The sequence below is a fragment of the Luteimonas sp. TWI382 genome, from assembly GCF_039674545.1.
Classification (GTDB): domain Bacteria; phylum Pseudomonadota; class Gammaproteobacteria; order Xanthomonadales; family Xanthomonadaceae; genus Luteimonas.
Genome location: NZ_JBDJNS010000008.1, coordinates 1 through 15,395, shown reverse-complemented (window position 1 = coordinate 15,395; position 15,395 = coordinate 1). Strand labels below are relative to the sequence as shown.

The following is a 15,395-nucleotide window of genomic DNA, read 5'->3' as shown; positions in this document are numbered from 1 at the left end:
ACACCCGGCGTCAGGGGGCGCCGATGGCCTGGTGGTCGCCCAGTCCCGGCACTGCAGGTTCGTGCCACATCCGCGCCCAGGTCGCATTCCACGTCGCTCCCACATCGCGGGCCATCGGCGCCTGGGTCGGGGGCAATGCAGACCAGCCCGCGGCCGTGCGCTCGGCGATGGTGAACCGGAAGAAGTACTCGGGCTCGTTGCCCATGCGCAGATCGCTGAGCTGCAACCGGCCATCGACGAACGTCGCGCCCATGAAGCCGCGGTTGAACCAGGCCAGCCGCTGCACCGCAGGCAGTGCGGCATTCGCGCGCAGGGCCGCCACGTCCGAAGGATAGGCCGCGAACTGCATCGGGCCGCGGTCGGCGACCAACGACTGGAACCCCTCGACGTAGCCATCCGGCGTCATCGCGACCACCCGCCACAGCACGGTGTTGCCGGGCGTCGGCACCGAGAAGCGCGGCGCGTCGGCAAGGCCCAGCGCCGCAAGGGCGTGTTCGGCGTCCCGGTCGACGCGCGCCTTGGCGACCAGCGACCAGCCGAGGTACGCCGTGCTCAACGCGAGCCCGACCGCGAGCGCGCGGCCGCCGACCCGGCGCGCGCCAACGAACGCCGCGACCAGCACGCCGATCAGCAACCAGATCGTGTACAGCGGATCGATGATGAAGACACTCGACCACATCGTCGGCGACGGCCGCAACGGCCACAGCAACTGCGTGCCATAGACCGTGAACGCATCGAGCAGCGGGTGCGTGACCAGCGCGAGCTGGATCGCCCAGAACCAGCGCCCCGGCGCGGCCGCGACCCGGCCGTGGCCGTAGCGGCGCAGCGCCCACCACAGCGCCGCGGCGGCAAGCGGCAACACCAACAACGAATGGGTGATTCCGCGATGCAGCGTCATCCGCAGCACGGGGTCATCGGTCAACAGCGCGATCACCAGACCATCAAGATCGGGCACCGTACCCAGCGCAGCGCCGGCCAGCAACGCGGCCCGACGATGCGCCGCCGGCACGACGGCCGCCGCGACCGACGCGCCGAGGACGATCTGGGTCAGGGAATCCATGGAACAGGGCCGTCCTTGCATCGCGTGGCGGGCGCCGATTGTCGCGAGCATGCAGGCTGGCGGCAAACCCGTCCTCACCGTTCTCGACGCTCTTAACTCTACGGCAACACACGGGACGACAAGATGCGCAGCGCAAGCCGGGGGTGTATCATTCGCGGCCATCTTTTCATCCGAATATAGGGATATAGCCCTGATGTCCAGCTATCTCTTCACGTCCGAGTCCGTCTCCGAAGGCCATCCGGACAAGATTGCCGACCAGATCTCCGATGCCGTGCTCGACGCGATCCTGGCCCAGGACAAGCGTGCGCGCGTGGCGTGCGAGACGCTGGTCAAGACCGGCGTGGCGATCGTCGCCGGCGAGGTGACGACCAGCGCGTGGATCGACCTGGAGGCGCTGACCCGCAAGGTGATCCTGGACATCGGCTACGACAGCTCCGACGTCGGTTTCGACGGCGAGACCTGCGGCGTTTTGAACCTGATCGGCAAGCAGTCGCCCGACATCAACCAGGGCGTGGACCGCAAGAACCCCGAGCAGCAGGGCGCCGGCGACCAGGGCCTGATGTTCGGCTACGCGACCAACGAGACCGACAGCCACATGCCGGCTGCGATCCATCTTTCGCACCGTCTGGTCGAGCGCCAGGCGCAGGTGCGCAAGAAGAAGAACTCGCCGCTGCCGTGGCTGCGCCCCGACGCCAAGAGCCAGGTCACGCTGCGCTACGAAGACGGCAAGGCGACCGCGATCGACGCCGTCGTGCTGTCGACCCAGCACGATCCGGGTGTCAAGCAGAAGGATCTGATCGAGGCGGTGCGCGAGGAGATCATCAAGCCCGTGCTGCCGGCCAAGTGGCTGCACAAGGGCACCAAGTTCCACATCAACCCGACCGGCAAGTTCATCATCGGCGGGCCGGTGGGCGACTGTGGCCTGACCGGCCGCAAGATCATTGTCGACACCTACGGCGGCTGGGCCCGTCACGGTGGCGGCGCGTTCTCGGGCAAGGACCCGTCGAAGGTCGACCGCTCGGCTGCCTACGCCGCGCGCTACGTCGCCAAGAACGTGGTCGCGGCCGGCCTGGCCGACCGCTGCGAGGTCCAGGTGTCGTATGCGATCGGCGTCGCCGAGCCGACCTCGATCTCGGTGACCACGTTCGGCACCGGCAAGATTCCGGACGCGCAGATCGAGAAGCTGATCCGCCGCCACTTCGACCTGCGCCCCTACGGCATCATCCAGATGCTCGACCTGATCCACCCGGTCTACCAGCGCACCGCCAGCTACGGCCATTTCGGCCGCAAGCCGCAGCAGGTCAGCTACACCGACGGCGCGGGCGAGCAGCACACCGCGACTGCGTTCTCGTGGGAGAAGACCGACCGCGCCGAGGCCCTGCGCGCCGACGCCAAGCTCAAGTAAGACCGGCGCCGCCAGGTGTCGCCACGACGGGCCGCGCAAGCGGCCCGTCGTCGTTTGGCCCGGCGGGCCGGCCCGCGCCCCTGCCCCGTGGGCGTGCCCGTCTCACCCGACGTGCACCCGGCGGGCGACATGCTATATCTCGTCGCACGGTGCGGCGCCAAGGACAGCCAGGGGAAGCTTCTTCGATGTCAGCCAGTTACGACGAGATGCGCGACGCGCAAGATGCGGTCCGGCCGCACTACCGCACGTTCGAAGACTGGCTGCAGCGCACGCCGACCGAGCAGGTCGCGCACAAGCGGCGCGAGGCCGAGATCTCGTTCCACCGCGTCGGCATCACGTTCTCGGTCTACGGCGAGGAGTCGGGCACCGAGCGGCTGATCCCCTTCGACATCGTGCCCAGGATCGTGCCGGCTGCCGAATGGCGGATGCTCGAAGCCGGGCTGCGCCAGCGGGTGCACGCGCTGAATCTGTTCCTGGGCGATGTCTACGGCCCACAACGCATTCTGCGCGATGGCCGCATCCCGGCCGCGCTGGTGCTCGATAACAGCGAGTACCGCAAGGAGATGCAGGGCCTGCAGGTCGCCTGCAACACCTATTCGCACGTTTCGGGCATCGATCTGGTGCGCGCCGGCGACGGCGAGTACTACGTGCTCGAGGACAATCTGCGGGTCGCGTCGGGCGTGTCGTACATGCTCGAGAACCGGCGGATGATGGCGCGCCTGACGCCCGAGCTGTTCTCCAGTCAGCAGATCGCGCCGGTCGAACGCTACCCCGACGCACTGCTCGACGTGCTGCGTCAGTGCGCGCCGGCCAACATCGACAACCCGGTGGTGGCCGTACTCACGCCGGGCGCGGCGAACTCGGCCTACTTCGAGCACGCCTTCCTGGCCCAGCAGATGGGCGTGGAACTGGTCGAGGGCGCCGACCTGTTCGTGCAGAACGACATGGTCTATGCGCAGACCACGCGCGGCGCCCAGCGCGTGCACGTGATCTACCGCCGCATCAACGACGACTTCCTCGACCCAACGGTGTTCCGGCCCGAATCGATGCTCGGTGTGCCCGGGCTGTTCGGCGCCTACCGCGCCGGCAACGTGACCCTGGCCAATGCGCCGGGCACCGGCGTGGGCGACGACAAGTCGGTGTACCCGTTCGTGCCCGAGATGATCCGCTACTACCTCAGCGAGGAGCCGATCCTGCACAACGTGCCGACCTGGCAGTTGCGCAATCCCGACGACCTCAAATACGCGCTGGCGCACCTGCCCGAACTCGTCGTCAAGGAGGTGCACGGCGCCGGCGGTTACGGGATGCTCGTCGGCCCAGCCTCGACCAAGGCCGAGATCGAGGCGTTCCGCGCCCGCATCCTCGCCGACCCCGGCAACTACATCGCCCAGCCCACGTTGTCGCTGTCGACCTGCCCGACCTTCGTCGAAAGCGGACTGGCACCGCGCCACATCGACCTGCGCCCTTACATCCTCAGCGGCAACCGCATCCAGGTCGTGCCGGGGGGACTGACGCGGGTGGCGCTACGCGAAGGTTCGCTGGTGGTCAATTCGTCCCAGGGGGGCGGCACCAAGGACACCTGGATCATGGAAAACTAAGGCCGCACGCATGCTCTGTCGCACCGCGAACGATCTGTACTGGGTGGCGCGCAGCATGGAACGCGCCGAGAACACCGCGCGCCTGCTCGATGTCGCACAACGCATCGCCTTGCTGCCCGAGCGCCTGGACCGCGGCAAGGCGCAGGCCGCCGCATGGCGGCGTTCGCTCGACTCGCTGGGACTGGTGCAACCGTTCCTCGAACGCCACGGACGGATCGATGCCGAGGGCGTGGTCGGACACCTGCTGCTGGCGCCCGACAACCCCAGCTCGATCCACAGCTGTTTCCGCCACGCCCGCGAGAACGCCCGCGCCCAGCGCGTGGCGATCACCTCGGAGATGTACGAGGACCTCAACAGCTCGTGGCTGGAGATCCGCAAGCTCGATGCCGCGCAACTGCGCCGCAACGGACTGAGCAACACCCTCGAATGGGTCAAGACCCGCTCGGCATCGTTCCGGGGCATCACGATCGGCACCCTCGGCCGAGGCGAGGGCTACCAGTTCCTGCAACTGGGGGCGTTCATCGAGCGCGCCGAATGGTCGATCCGGCTGCTGGACATGATCGCCAGCGACGACGAACTGCCGGAGACCGGCGAGGCGCGCGACGCGGTCCAGTACTTCCAGTGGAGCGCGCTGTTGCAGGCGCTGTCGGCGTTCGAGACCTACCGACGCCTCTACCGCGAGTCGGTCAGCCCGGCCGGCGTGGCGGCGTTGATGCTGCTCAACGGCGACAATCCGCGCTCGCTGCAGACCTGCGTCGAGGCGATCTCCTCGATCCTGCAATCGCTGACCGGCGGGGCCTCGCTGGAGGTGGCGCGCCAGGCCGGCGCGCTGGCCGCGCAGTCGCGCTACGCACGCATGGACGAGATCATCACCGGCGGACTGGAAGCGTGGCTGCAGGACACCATGACCCGGCTGACCCGGCTGGGCGCGGAAATCCATCATCAGTTCATGACCACCCGCGCCGTACCGGCGCCGGCCCAGACGCAGGTCCAATCCCCCTGGCAGAACACCGCCTGACGGGTGCCATGCCGCCCGCGCAGCGGGCACAATGGCCATCCGCTCCGCCGTACCCGCGCCGCCTCATGACCTACTGCATCGGCCTCAACCTCGACGAGGGGCTCGTGTTGGCCTCCGACTCGCGCACCAACGCGGGCGTCGACCATGTTCGCCGTGCCGGCAAGATGCGGGTCTTCGCCGAACCGGGCGCCTATGTGGTGGTGACGCTGTCGGCCGGTAACCTGTCGCTGACCCAGAACGTGCTCAATCTGATCGAGCATCGCGACCGGCACGAACCGGCGACGCCGGGCATCCGCAATGCGCAGTCGATGTTCCAGGTCGCCCAGGCGATCGGCGACGCGATGCGCGAGATCCGCGCCCGCGACGAAGCCTATCTTCGCGACAGCGGGATCGACCCCAGCGGCTCGTTCATCGTCGGCGGCCAGATCCGCGGCGAACCGCCGCGGCTGTTCCTGGTGTACTCGGAAGGCAATTTCATCGAGAGCACGCCCGAGACTCCGTTCTTCCAGACCGGCGAGATCAAGTTCGGCAAGCCGATCCTCGACCGAGTGGTGACCCGGCAGACCGACCTGGTCACCGCGACCAAGTGCACGCTGGTGTCGTTCGACTCGACGATCCGCTCGAACCTGTCGGTCGGCACGCCGATCGACCTGGCGGTCTATCGCCGCGACAGCCTGCAACTGGAGGTCCAGCAGCGCTTCGAGGACGAGGACGCCTACCTGCGCTCGATCCGCGAGCGCTGGAACGACAGCCTGCGCGAAGCGGTCGCCGCGCTGCCGGCGCCGCCATGGGCGCGGTAGGCAACGCCCGGCGCTGACGACCACCGCGACGCCCGTTCACCATCGGGCGTCGCGGCGGCAGCGCCGGGTTACGGCGCCGCGGGTGCCTCGGAGCGATGCTTCACATAACGGTCGAGCCAGGCGTTGGTCTCGTAGAGCATGTGCAGGATCGATTCGCGCGCCCGGTAGCCGTGCGATTCCTTGGGCAGCATCACCAGCCGGGCATTGCCGCCCAGGCCCTTGATCGCCGCGAACATGCGCTCGCTCTGCATCGGGAACGTGCCCGAATTGTTGTCCTCCTCGCCGTGGATCAGCAGGATCGGGTCCTTGATCTGCCCGGCGTAGTTGAACGGCGACATGCGCAGGTAAGTGTCCTGCGCCTGCCAGTAGTTGCGCTCCTCGGCCTGGAAGCCGAACGGCGTGAGCGTGCGGTTGTAGGCGCCACTGCGCGCGATGCCGGCGGCGAACAGCCGCGAGTGCGCCAGCAGGTTGCCGGTCATGAACGCGCCGTAGGAATGCCCGCCGATCGCGATCCGGCGACGATCCGCCACGCCGCGGCGCACGACTTCATCCACCGCGGCCTCGGCGCTGGCGACCAGTTGTTCGATGTAGGTATCGTTGGGCTCGGCATCGCCCTCGCCGATGATCGGCATCGACACGTCGGCAAACACCGCATAGCCCATTGCCAGGAACGCCTGCGGCCCCCAGTAGCCGACCGCGTTGAAGCGGTACGGCGAATCGGTCACCTGACTGGCGGCATCCGCGGACTTGAACTCGCCCGGATAGGCCCACATCAGCAGCGGCAACGGGCCGTCGCGCTGTGCGTCGTAGCCCGGCGGCAGGTACAGCGTGCCGCTCAGGTCGACACCGTCCTTGCGCTTGAAGCGGACCAGCTCCTTGTGCACGTCGCGCAGCTGCGGCGTGGGATGCGCGAACGCGGTCAGCGCTGCCGGTGCGGCATCGGCGTCGTCCAGGCGGCGCAGCAGGAAGTTCGCCGGCTCGGCCGGCGTTTCGCGCGTGGTCAGCAGCCGCGTGGCCTGCGCATCGAGCACCGCGACCGGTGCCTCGAAGGCCGGCGCCTGCGAGTGGAACAGCCGCTCGGTACGGCCGTCGGCCAAGTGCTGGCGGTCCAGGAACGGCCGGTCGCCTTCCTCCGACGCGCCGTCGCCGATGCGGTAGATGCTCTGGCCATCGGCCGCGATCAGCAGCCGGCGGTTGCCGTTGTCGTCGGGCATCGTCACCGCCATGCCCGGGTCGGCGTAGCGGTCCTCGTACGACCCGTCGCGCACCAGCACCGGCGTGGCGCCGCCGTCGGGATGCAGGCGCCACTCGCGGATCCGGCGCGTTTTCCACCAATACTCGGTCAGCAACGCAAGATCGCCAGTGCCCCACTGCGTGCCGGCGTAGCGCATCGACAGTTGCGCAAGCGCAGTCGGCTTTGTGCGGAACGGGGCAGCCTGCGCGTAGACGATGTCGCGCACCGCGACCTCGCGCGCCGGATCGCCGCCGTCCTGCGCCTCGGCCCAGACCAGCGTCGCCGGCGCGTCGCTGCGCCAGGCGACCGAACGCACGCCGGTGGGCACCGCATCGTTGCCAACCGGCAGGCCCTCGACCAGCGGCAGGCGCGCCACCGTGTGCTGGACCGCACCGTCGAGTCCGATCACCTCGATCCGGCGCGGGAAGCGGGTATACGGCACCTGATAGGAGAACGGCCGGTCGATCTGCTGGCGCAGCAGATGACGCCCGTCGGGCGAAGCGGTGGCGCTGACGGTCAGGCCGGGCGCGCCGATCGGCGACACCGTGCCGTCGAGCGACACGCGCGCGAGCTGGCTGGTCATGTAGTGCGCGAACACCCGCGCATCCTGCTCGCTGCGCAGCAGGTCCTGGTAGGTCCGCAACTGCTGCACCGTGCCGCCGGCGCCGGTCTCCTGGACATTGGGGCCGGCCGGAACGCCATCGTCCTGCGGCGCGGCGCCCTGCTCTTGCGGACGCAACCGCACCAGCAGCGACTGCCCGTCGGGCATCCATTCGAAGCCGTTACCGACCACCGCGTTGAGCGGCTGGGACAGCAGGCGTCGCGCCTGACGCGTCGCCACGTCGACCAGCCACAGCTGCACTTCGCCCGCGTGCGTGTCGACCTGGCTGAAGGCGATGTGGCGCTGGTCGGGCGACCACAGTAGCGAAGCCAGCGACAACGGCTCGGGCAGGCCGACGATGCGCTGCTCGCCGCCACCGTCGATCGGCTTGAGCCAGACATCGCTGACGTACGAGGCGCGGCTGGCCGAGTAGGTCTTGGGATTGATCCGGATGCCGCCGAGCTTGAGCTCGGGTTGCGAGACTTCGGCAATCGACGGCAGCGCGGGCGTCTGCAGGAAGGCGGCCAGGTCGCGCTTGGGGCTCAGCAGCAAGCGCGGCGGACGCGGCGCATCGACGATCGCGCGCAACGCTTCGGGCGGCAGTTGGTAGCCGCCGTCCTCGGCTACGACTGCCGGCGCGGTCTGCGCGAACGCGAGGGAGCTACCAAGCGAGGCGACGAGCAAGGTGGCGGAGACGGCGAGAAACAATCGGCGACGGGCAGTCGTTGCAGTCATCAGAAGTCGATCCGAAAAAACGCACAAGGCTGTCGAGCATACCTGTCGCGTCGCGCTGGGCAGCGGGTGCGTGCCCGGGACCGACGGGACTTGCGCTGTATCGCAAAGCGGTCACTACGCCCGCGCAGCACCGCACCAGGGCCGGACCGCAAAGGCGGCCGGCGCAGTCGGCACCTGAACATCAACCTTGCCTCGCCCAACGGGCGCGCCCCAGGTCCTGGCCGCCTCCAGTGGCGAGCTGCGATAGAATGGCGGTCCGCCTCGCCGAGGGGCGCTGCGACCATCGCGTGGCTTCGTCCACGACCCGTTCCGCACAAGCGGACGCCTCGATGGCCAGGCTCGGCGCAGGTGCCCTGCGAACGGCGCCCGTCATCGCGAATGCATCGATCGCATTCCGTACGGAGCATGCAATGAACGCACAGTTGAAGTCCGGCGCCGCGCGCGCTTTCTCCCAGGATGGCGACTACAAGGTCGCCGACATCTCGCTGGCCGACTGGGGCCGCAAGGAACTCGACATCGCCGAGCACGAGATGCCGGGCCTGATGTCGATCCGCAAGAAGCACGCCGCCACCCAGCCGCTGAAGGCCGTGCGCGTGACCGGCTCGCTGCACATGACCATCCAGACCGCAGTGCTGATCGAGACGCTCAAGGACATCGGTGCCGACGTGCGCTGGGCCTCGTGCAACATCTTCTCGACCCAGGACCACGCCGCCGCCGCGATCGCCGCGACCGGCACGCCGGTGTTCGCCTGGAAGGGCGAGACGCTCGAGGAATACTGGGACTGCACGCTCGACGCGCTGACCTTCACCCTGCCCGACGGCACCCTGACAGGACCGGAACTGGTGGTCGACGATGGCGGCGACGTCACCCTGTTGATCCACAAGGGCTACGAGCTCGAGAACGGCAGCAAGTGGGTCGACGAGCCGGCCTCCTCGCATGAGGAGCAGGTGATCAAGAACCTGCTCAAGCGCGTGGCCAGCGAGCGCCCGGGCTACTGGACGCGCGTGGTCGCCGACTGGAAGGGCGTGTCCGAGGAGACCACCACCGGTGTGCACCGCCTCTACCAGCTGGCCCAGGCCGGCACGCTGCTGGTGCCGGCGATCAACGTCAACGACTCGGTCACCAAGTCCAAGTTCGACAACCTCTATGGCTGCCGCGAGTCGCTGGCCGACGGACTCAAGCGCGCAATGGACGTGATGCTGGCCGGCAAGGTGGCGGTGGTCTGCGGCTACGGCGACGTCGGCAAGGGCTGCGCCGCCTCGCTGCGCGCCTATGGCGCCCGCGTCGTGGTGACCGAGATCGACCCGATCTGCGCGCTGCAGGCGGCGATGGAGGGTTTCGAAGTCAACACGATCGAGAGCACGCTGGGCCGCGGCGACGTCTATGTCACCACCACCGGCAACAAGGACATCATCACCGCCGAGCACCTGCAGGCGATGAAGGACCAGGCGATCGTCTGCAACATCGGCCACTTCGACAACGAGATCCAGGTCGATGCGCTCAAGGCGCTGGCGGGCGTGCAGCAGATCAACATCAAGCCGCAGGTCGACAAGTACGTGTTCCCCGACGGCCGCGCGATCTTCCTGCTCGCCGATGGCCGTCTGGTGAACCTGGGCTGCGCCACCGGCCACCCGAGCTTCGTGATGTCGAACTCGTTCGCCAACCAGACCCTGGCCCAGATCGACCTGTGGGCGAACAAGGACCGCTACGAGAAGAAGGTCTACCTGCTGCCCAAGCACCTCGACGAGGAAGTCGCACGCCTCCACCTGGAGAAGATCGGCGTCAAGCTGACCAAGCTCACCCAGGCCCAGGCCGACTACATCGGCGTGCCGGTCGAAGGCCCGTTCAAGCCGGACCACTACCGCTACTGAGCGACCGTACCGCTGCAGCAACACGACGAACGGGCGCCTCGCGGCGCCCGTTCTCGTTGGTGGGCCGGCCCGCCCGGCCCGGCGGCTCGCCTACGGCAGCGAAGCGTTGAACTGGATCTGCTGTCCCGGCACGAGCCGATCGCTTTCGATCGCGACTGTCAGCGAGGCGATTGCATGCGGCCCGATGCAGGCCGACGCAGAACGCTCCGCATTCGGCAGCAAGCCCTTGAGTGACGTGCCCAGACGGTGGCCGTCGACCGCGGGCCAGGCGTCGTAATAGATCGGCGCCACGCCTTCGTTGCGCACCGACATCTGCACGCATTCGCCATCGCTCGCCAGCGCCGTGATCCGGAACGCGTAGCCCGTGGCCATCGCGGCCTCCCGAATGCGGGCGCGCGTCTGATAGCCCGGCTGATCGTTGCCGATCATGTAGCTGATGCGGTACTGCGACGCGAAGGATTCGAAACTGCGTCCCCAGGGGCCGTTGGGATCGAGCACATGCGCCTGGTCGTAGTCGCTGTAGTAGTTGAACTCGCCGCCCGCCGGGCTGTCCTGGTAGCGGGTGTCGCCGAAGAACAACCAGGACGCGCGGTTGTATTCGCTGTTGCTGCTCGAATGCGTCTCATGCATGAAGGAGTCGTCGAACAGCCCGAAGCGCAGCTGTCGCAACGACGGCACGGCGGAGAACGGCGAGTAGGTGCTGCTGGCCGCGTCGATCGACAGCGACCAGGAGGTCTGCGCAAACGTCGCGCCCAGGTGCTCGAGAAACTGCTGCTGGAAGGCTTTCGATGGAAACGTCCGGCCCAGGGTCAACGGTCCGTCCCACAGGTGATACTCGGCATAGGAGCCGAAGCCCACCTGCAGGAAGGCCAGGCGCGGGTCGAGATCGTAACGCTGCGCGAACTTGGTGTAGAAGTCGAGAATGAAGGCCCGCAACGTGGCCGAGCGCCAGTCGGGCACGAAGGTTTGCTCGCCCTCCACGTTCCTGTAGTCGATCACGTGGTCGGCGGCGTTGGCGATGTGGCTGGGGATCGAGATCGTGGTGTGGCCGGGATAGGTGTCGTGGAAGCGCACGATCATCTGATGGCCGCGTGCCGCCGCCGATGCCAGCCGGGCGTCGACCTGCGACCAGTCGTAGGTGCCAAGTCCGGTGACGACGTCGCTGTACTTGAAGTAGGCAAACTCCAGTTGCACGTCCTCGCCGAGTGCCGCCAAGCCTGACGCGTTGTCGTTCCACAGCACGATGCCGGTCATCGGCTGCACCCGATCGATCGTGGCCTGCAGTGGAACCGGCGTATAGGCCGCAGCGCCGCGTCGGCGCACATCGCGCTCGCGCACCGGCGTCGCTGACTTGGCCAGACGCGCGGCCTGTGTGCGGCCAGAGACCTGGACTGGAGTGGACGACGAAAGCGAAGCTCCTCGCAGCTCCACCGGATCGGGCAGTCCCGCACTGGATGTTCCGGTGACCGCCAGCAGGATCGCCGACGCCGCGCAACGCAACAGGTATCGATGGTGCTCCATGATCTACCCCTCCTGTCGCCAGCGTGGGATCGCAACCGGTCCAGGGGCGACGCCCGGACCGGTCGCACAAGACGCCTTCAGAACCGGTAGCTCAGCCCCAGCGTGACCGAGCGGCCATACCGGTAGTAGCCCTGCGACAGCAGCGGGTTGCCGTTGATGCTGGACGTGTTCTCGTCGTCGAGCAGGTTGCTGCCCTCCAGTGAGATCGTGAAACGGTCGTTGACGGCGTAGGACGCATGCGCGGTCAGCCAGGTGATCGGATCGGCCTGCTCGTTGTAGCCCTCGCCGAGCACGTTGATCGCAGTCACGAAGCCATCGGTGTGGTCGGCGGTGGCGCCGATCGACCAGGGGCCTTTCTCGTACATCAGGCCCAGCGAGTACACCGACGGCGCGATGCCCTCGAGCGGACGCTCGAACTCGCCGACCCAGCTGCGCGCCCAGTTGCGGGTGTACTGCGCGCGGAAGCCGAAGCCGTTGTCCCAGAAGTGCTGCAGGCCCGCTTCGATGCCCCGGACCTTGGCGTAGTCGCCATTGATCGGGCGCATGACGTTGAACAACGTCGGACCGGTGCTCACCGGCGTGCCGTTGGCATCGACGATCGGGCCGACCCCGATGTCCTGGCCCGGTTCCCAACTGGTGGTGATCTGGTTGGTGATGCGCTTGTAGAACACGGCGACGTTGAAGATCGAGCGGTCGGTGAAGTACCACTCCAGCGACAGGTCACCCTGCTTCGCGCTGTAGGGCTGCAGATCGACGTTGCCGCCGTAGATCTGGGTGAACTCGCCCCAGGACACGCTGGCCGTGGTGTTGGTCGGCGCCAGCGTGTCGACCGGCGGCCGGGCCATGGTCTTGGCGGCGCCCACGCGCAGTTGCAGCTCGTCGGTGAAGCTCCAGATGAAGTTCGCCGACGGCAAGTAGAAGGTGTAGTCGCCCTTCTGCTCGATCGCGCTGGGCGTGTCGTAGACCGCGGTGTAGTTGAACGCACCGTTCTCGATGATCTGCAGGATCTTGGCGTCCCAGGCCTGCGACGTCGTATCGGTCTTGACCACGCGCATGCCCACATCGCCGCGCCAACGCTCGCCGGCGAAGTCGGCCTGCACGTAGAACGCGTTGGTCTTCTCGGAGACGCGGTAGCTCTCGAGCGGATTCCATTGCGGCGCCGCGTTGGAGAAATCGTAGGGCGTGCCGTCGGCACGCGGCCGGCCATCGTACTGGGCAAGGTGGCCCAGGTAGTTGGGCACGTCGAAGGCGATGAACGACCGCGGGAAGACCGCATTGACCCGGCTCATGAAGCTCGGCGGCGCCAGCGACTGCGAGATCACGCCCGCCCCCAGGTCGCCGACGTTGATGGCGTTGTCGCCCGAGTAATAGTCCGCGCCGCCGTTGAGGGTGTTGTTGATCAGGTCGCGTGACTTCTTGCGGTCGGTGACGTTGACGCCGAAGCGCAGACGATCGAACACCGATCGCCCGACGAACAGTTCGCCGCCGAGGGCGCCGCCGGTGATCTCGTCGACGATGTTGTCGCCGCGCAGTTCCATGTAATGGGTATTGAAGTCGGACGCCCCGAAGCGATCGGTATCGAAGCCGTCGGCCAGCGAGCGGCCGTCCTCGAAGTCCACGCGCACGTTGGGCATCGCAGCGCCGCTCAGGTCGATACGGGCGGTGTTGGGCTGGTTCATGCGCAGGACCACGTAGGAATCCTGGCCGCCGGAGTAACGCTTGGAGGTCGAGCGGTAGATGTCGGCGGTGAGCGTGAAGTCGTCGTTGACCTGCCACTGCGCGTTGGCCCCGTACAGATCGGTGTCGACCACGCGATGCTCGGTCATGTTGAGCAATTCGGGATTGAGTCGCAGCTCCGGATCCGGGTTGTCCATCGTGAACCCGGTGACGATGCCGTTCTGGACGGTGATGTCGGACCACCGGCCCGGCGCGAACAGCGGATAGTAGGACTGCTGGTAGCCGACCTGCGGCGAATCGAGCCGCGTGGTCAGACCGTCCACCGTCAGCCGGAAGCGGTCGCTGGGGCGCCATTCCAGCTTGCCCGAAAACGCCCGTCGCTTCTTTTCTTCGATGATCGAGCCGGCGCGAAACTGGCCTGGCGCGATCAGTCCGTACTCGTCGGGGTCGAGTTCGCCGTTGCCGTTCGGGTCGATGTTGCCGCCCCAGGCGTTGCCGGACCAGGTCTCGTCCGTCGGGTCCGGATTGCGGGTCCAGCCACCGTCGTTGCCGGCGATGTCGGTGCGGTCCCGGCGCTTGCCGTACACCACGCCGAGCAACACGCCAACAGTGTCGTCGGCGAAAGTGTTGCTGTAGGTCGCCGAGAACTTGTGACCGTTGAGATCGGACATCTGGTTGCGATCGCCCTCCACCCGCACGATGCCGTGCTGGCCGGTGCGATCGAACGGGCTGGCCGAGCGCAGGTTGATCAGGCCGCCGATTGCGCCTTCGGTCAACGACGACTGCGCGCCCTTGATCACGTCCGCACCGCTGATTACATCCGACGGCAGCACGTCGAACGCGAAATCGCGGCCGGCACCATCGGTCGCCAGCAACCGGCCATTGAACGTGGTCAGGGTGTATTCCGGCCCCAGGCCGCGCACGCTGACCTTCTGGCCCTCGCCGCCCGCTGTGCGGCTGATCGAGACACCGGTGATATGGCTCAGCGAGTCGGCGACGTTGTCGTCGGGGAACTTGCCCAGCTCCAGCGCGCTGATCGAATCCTGGACAGTCGCCGCGTCACGCTTGAGCTCGACCGCCCGGGCGAGGCTGCCGCGGACGCCGGTCACGATCACCGTGTCGAGCGACTCGATCCGCTCGCCTCCAGGCACCTCAGGATCGTCGACGTTCTGGACCTGGGCCGACACGCCGGCCGGCACAAGAAGTGCCAGCGCGATGCTGCAGAAAAGCGGATTGCGATGCGGACGAACGGTCTTCACGGAAGCATCCTCGATGTGGGTGGCTGTGGGGGCGACCTACAAAACGAAATCCAGCCTAAATGATGTTTCGTTTGGCATCAACATTTTCTTGTAACGAAATACGGGACGACCGGTGCCGCATCGCCGGTTGCTACGGCCCCTCAGGCCAAAAGGACGCGCTCGCGCTCTGACGGCGCGCGCGGAGGGCCGTAATCCAGGCCCACCATCGCCTTGGCGCCGGACGATCAGCCGCGCGCGCACCGGCCGGGGGCCCTCACAGTGCCGCAATCGAGTTCAGTCTTATCAGAAACGAAAGAAAACGTTGCCAATCGATGTGTTTCGTCGCAGACTCTCCCTGCGCGCCGGATGCGCCTTTTCGCCAGGCCCGCCGCTCCGCCCACACGATGGATGCCAAGCGGCGCCTGCCCCCCTTTTCGACACGAGGACCGCGATGCACGCCCTGCTCGAGCTGGTCGCCCGCCACACGCGAGGCGACGGCGCCGGTATCCCCTCCATCTGCTGCGCTCACCCCTTGGTGCTGGAGGCCGCGCTGCGCCATGCCCAGCGCCACGCCCTGCCGCTGGTGCTCATCGAGGCGACCTGCAACCAGGTCAACCAGGACGGCGGCTACACCGGC

Annotated in this window: 10 protein-coding genes and 1 riboswitch; of the genes, 6 read left to right on the top strand and 4 right to left on the bottom strand. The window is 67.4% G+C overall.

Going from position 1 to position 15,395, the window contains the following annotated elements; all coding sequences use genetic code 11:
* Window positions 1–10: 10 nt before the first annotated feature.
* Window positions 11–1,060 carry a metal-dependent hydrolase gene (locus tag ABE505_RS07135; RefSeq protein ID WP_346443330.1) on the bottom strand — a complete coding sequence of 350 codons (1,050 nt, stop codon included), beginning with the start codon at window positions 1,058–1,060 and terminating at the stop codon, window positions 11–13.
* 193 nt (window positions 1,061–1,253) lie between these two features.
* Between ABE505_RS07135 and metK the strand changes: the two genes are divergently transcribed.
* The 4 genes from metK (at window position 1,254) to ABE505_RS07115 (ending at window position 5,881) form a co-directional block, all read left to right on the top strand.
* On the top strand, window positions 1,254–2,465 hold the full coding sequence (gene metK, locus ABE505_RS07130; protein WP_346443328.1) for a methionine adenosyltransferase: 1,212 nt from the start codon (window positions 1,254–1,256) through the stop codon (window positions 2,463–2,465).
* A gap of 185 nt (window positions 2,466–2,650) precedes the next feature.
* Complete coding sequence (locus ABE505_RS07125) at window positions 2,651–4,063, top strand: circularly permuted type 2 ATP-grasp protein (RefSeq protein WP_346443326.1); 1,413 nt, start codon at window positions 2,651–2,653, stop codon at window positions 4,061–4,063.
* A gap of 10 nt (window positions 4,064–4,073) precedes the next feature.
* On the top strand, window positions 4,074–5,081 hold the full coding sequence (locus tag ABE505_RS07120) for an alpha-E domain-containing protein (protein WP_346443324.1): 1,008 nt from the start codon (window positions 4,074–4,076) through the stop codon (window positions 5,079–5,081).
* Between the two features lie 65 nt (window positions 5,082–5,146).
* Window positions 5,147–5,881 carry a peptidase gene (locus tag ABE505_RS07115; protein ID WP_346443322.1) on the top strand — a complete coding sequence of 245 codons (735 nt, stop codon included), beginning with the start codon at window positions 5,147–5,149 and terminating at the stop codon, window positions 5,879–5,881.
* A 68-nt stretch (window positions 5,882–5,949) separates the two neighbouring features.
* Here ABE505_RS07115 and ABE505_RS07110 read toward each other — a convergent pair whose 3' ends face one another.
* Complete coding sequence (locus tag ABE505_RS07110; protein WP_346443320.1) at window positions 5,950–8,451, bottom strand: prolyl oligopeptidase family serine peptidase; 2,502 nt, start codon at window positions 8,449–8,451, stop codon at window positions 5,950–5,952.
* Between the two features lie 260 nt (window positions 8,452–8,711).
* Window positions 8,712–8,826, top strand: a riboswitch (S-adenosyl-L-homocysteine riboswitch).
* 35 nt (window positions 8,827–8,861) lie between these two features.
* Between ABE505_RS07110 and ahcY the strand changes: the two genes are divergently transcribed.
* Entirely contained in the window at window positions 8,862–10,322 is a 1,461-nt protein-coding gene (gene ahcY, locus ABE505_RS07105) for an adenosylhomocysteinase (RefSeq protein WP_346443318.1), read from the top strand.
* 90 nt (window positions 10,323–10,412) lie between these two features.
* Here the strand turns inward: ahcY and ABE505_RS07100 are convergent, their stop codons facing one another.
* Window positions 10,413–11,843, bottom strand: a complete 1,431-nt coding sequence (locus ABE505_RS07100; protein WP_346443316.1) for a hypothetical protein — start codon at window positions 11,841–11,843, stop codon at window positions 10,413–10,415.
* 77 nt (window positions 11,844–11,920) lie between these two features.
* Window positions 11,921–14,779, bottom strand: coding sequence for a TonB-dependent receptor (locus ABE505_RS07095; protein WP_346443314.1), 2,859 nt, complete (start codon window positions 14,777–14,779; stop codon window positions 11,921–11,923).
* Window positions 14,780–15,209: 430 nt separating this feature from the next.
* Between ABE505_RS07095 and ABE505_RS07090 the strand changes: the two genes are divergently transcribed.
* Window positions 15,210–15,395 (top strand): class II D-tagatose-bisphosphate aldolase, non-catalytic subunit (locus ABE505_RS07090; RefSeq protein ID WP_346443313.1); only part of this gene is annotated, 186 nt, incomplete at its 3' end.

Excerpts from the sequence above, each read along its gene's own strand:
- ABE505_RS07135 (WP_346443330.1), bottom strand. The coding sequence starts at position 1,060 with ATGGATTCCCTGACCCAGATCGTCCTCGGCGCGTCGGTCGCGGCGGCC.
- metK (WP_346443328.1), top strand. The coding sequence starts at position 1,254 with ATGTCCAGCTATCTCTTCACGTCCGAGTCCGTCTCCGAAGGCCATCCG.
- ABE505_RS07125 (WP_346443326.1), top strand. The coding sequence starts at position 2,651 with ATGTCAGCCAGTTACGACGAGATGCGCGACGCGCAAGATGCGGTCCGG.
- ABE505_RS07120 (WP_346443324.1), top strand. The coding sequence starts at position 4,074 with ATGCTCTGTCGCACCGCGAACGATCTGTACTGGGTGGCGCGCAGCATG.
- ABE505_RS07115 (WP_346443322.1), top strand. The coding sequence starts at position 5,147 with ATGACCTACTGCATCGGCCTCAACCTCGACGAGGGGCTCGTGTTGGCC.
- ABE505_RS07110 (WP_346443320.1), bottom strand. The coding sequence starts at position 8,451 with ATGACTGCAACGACTGCCCGTCGCCGATTGTTTCTCGCCGTCTCCGCC.
- ahcY (WP_346443318.1), top strand. The coding sequence starts at position 8,862 with ATGAACGCACAGTTGAAGTCCGGCGCCGCGCGCGCTTTCTCCCAGGAT.
- ABE505_RS07100 (WP_346443316.1), bottom strand. The coding sequence starts at position 11,843 with ATGGAGCACCATCGATACCTGTTGCGTTGCGCGGCGTCGGCGATCCTG.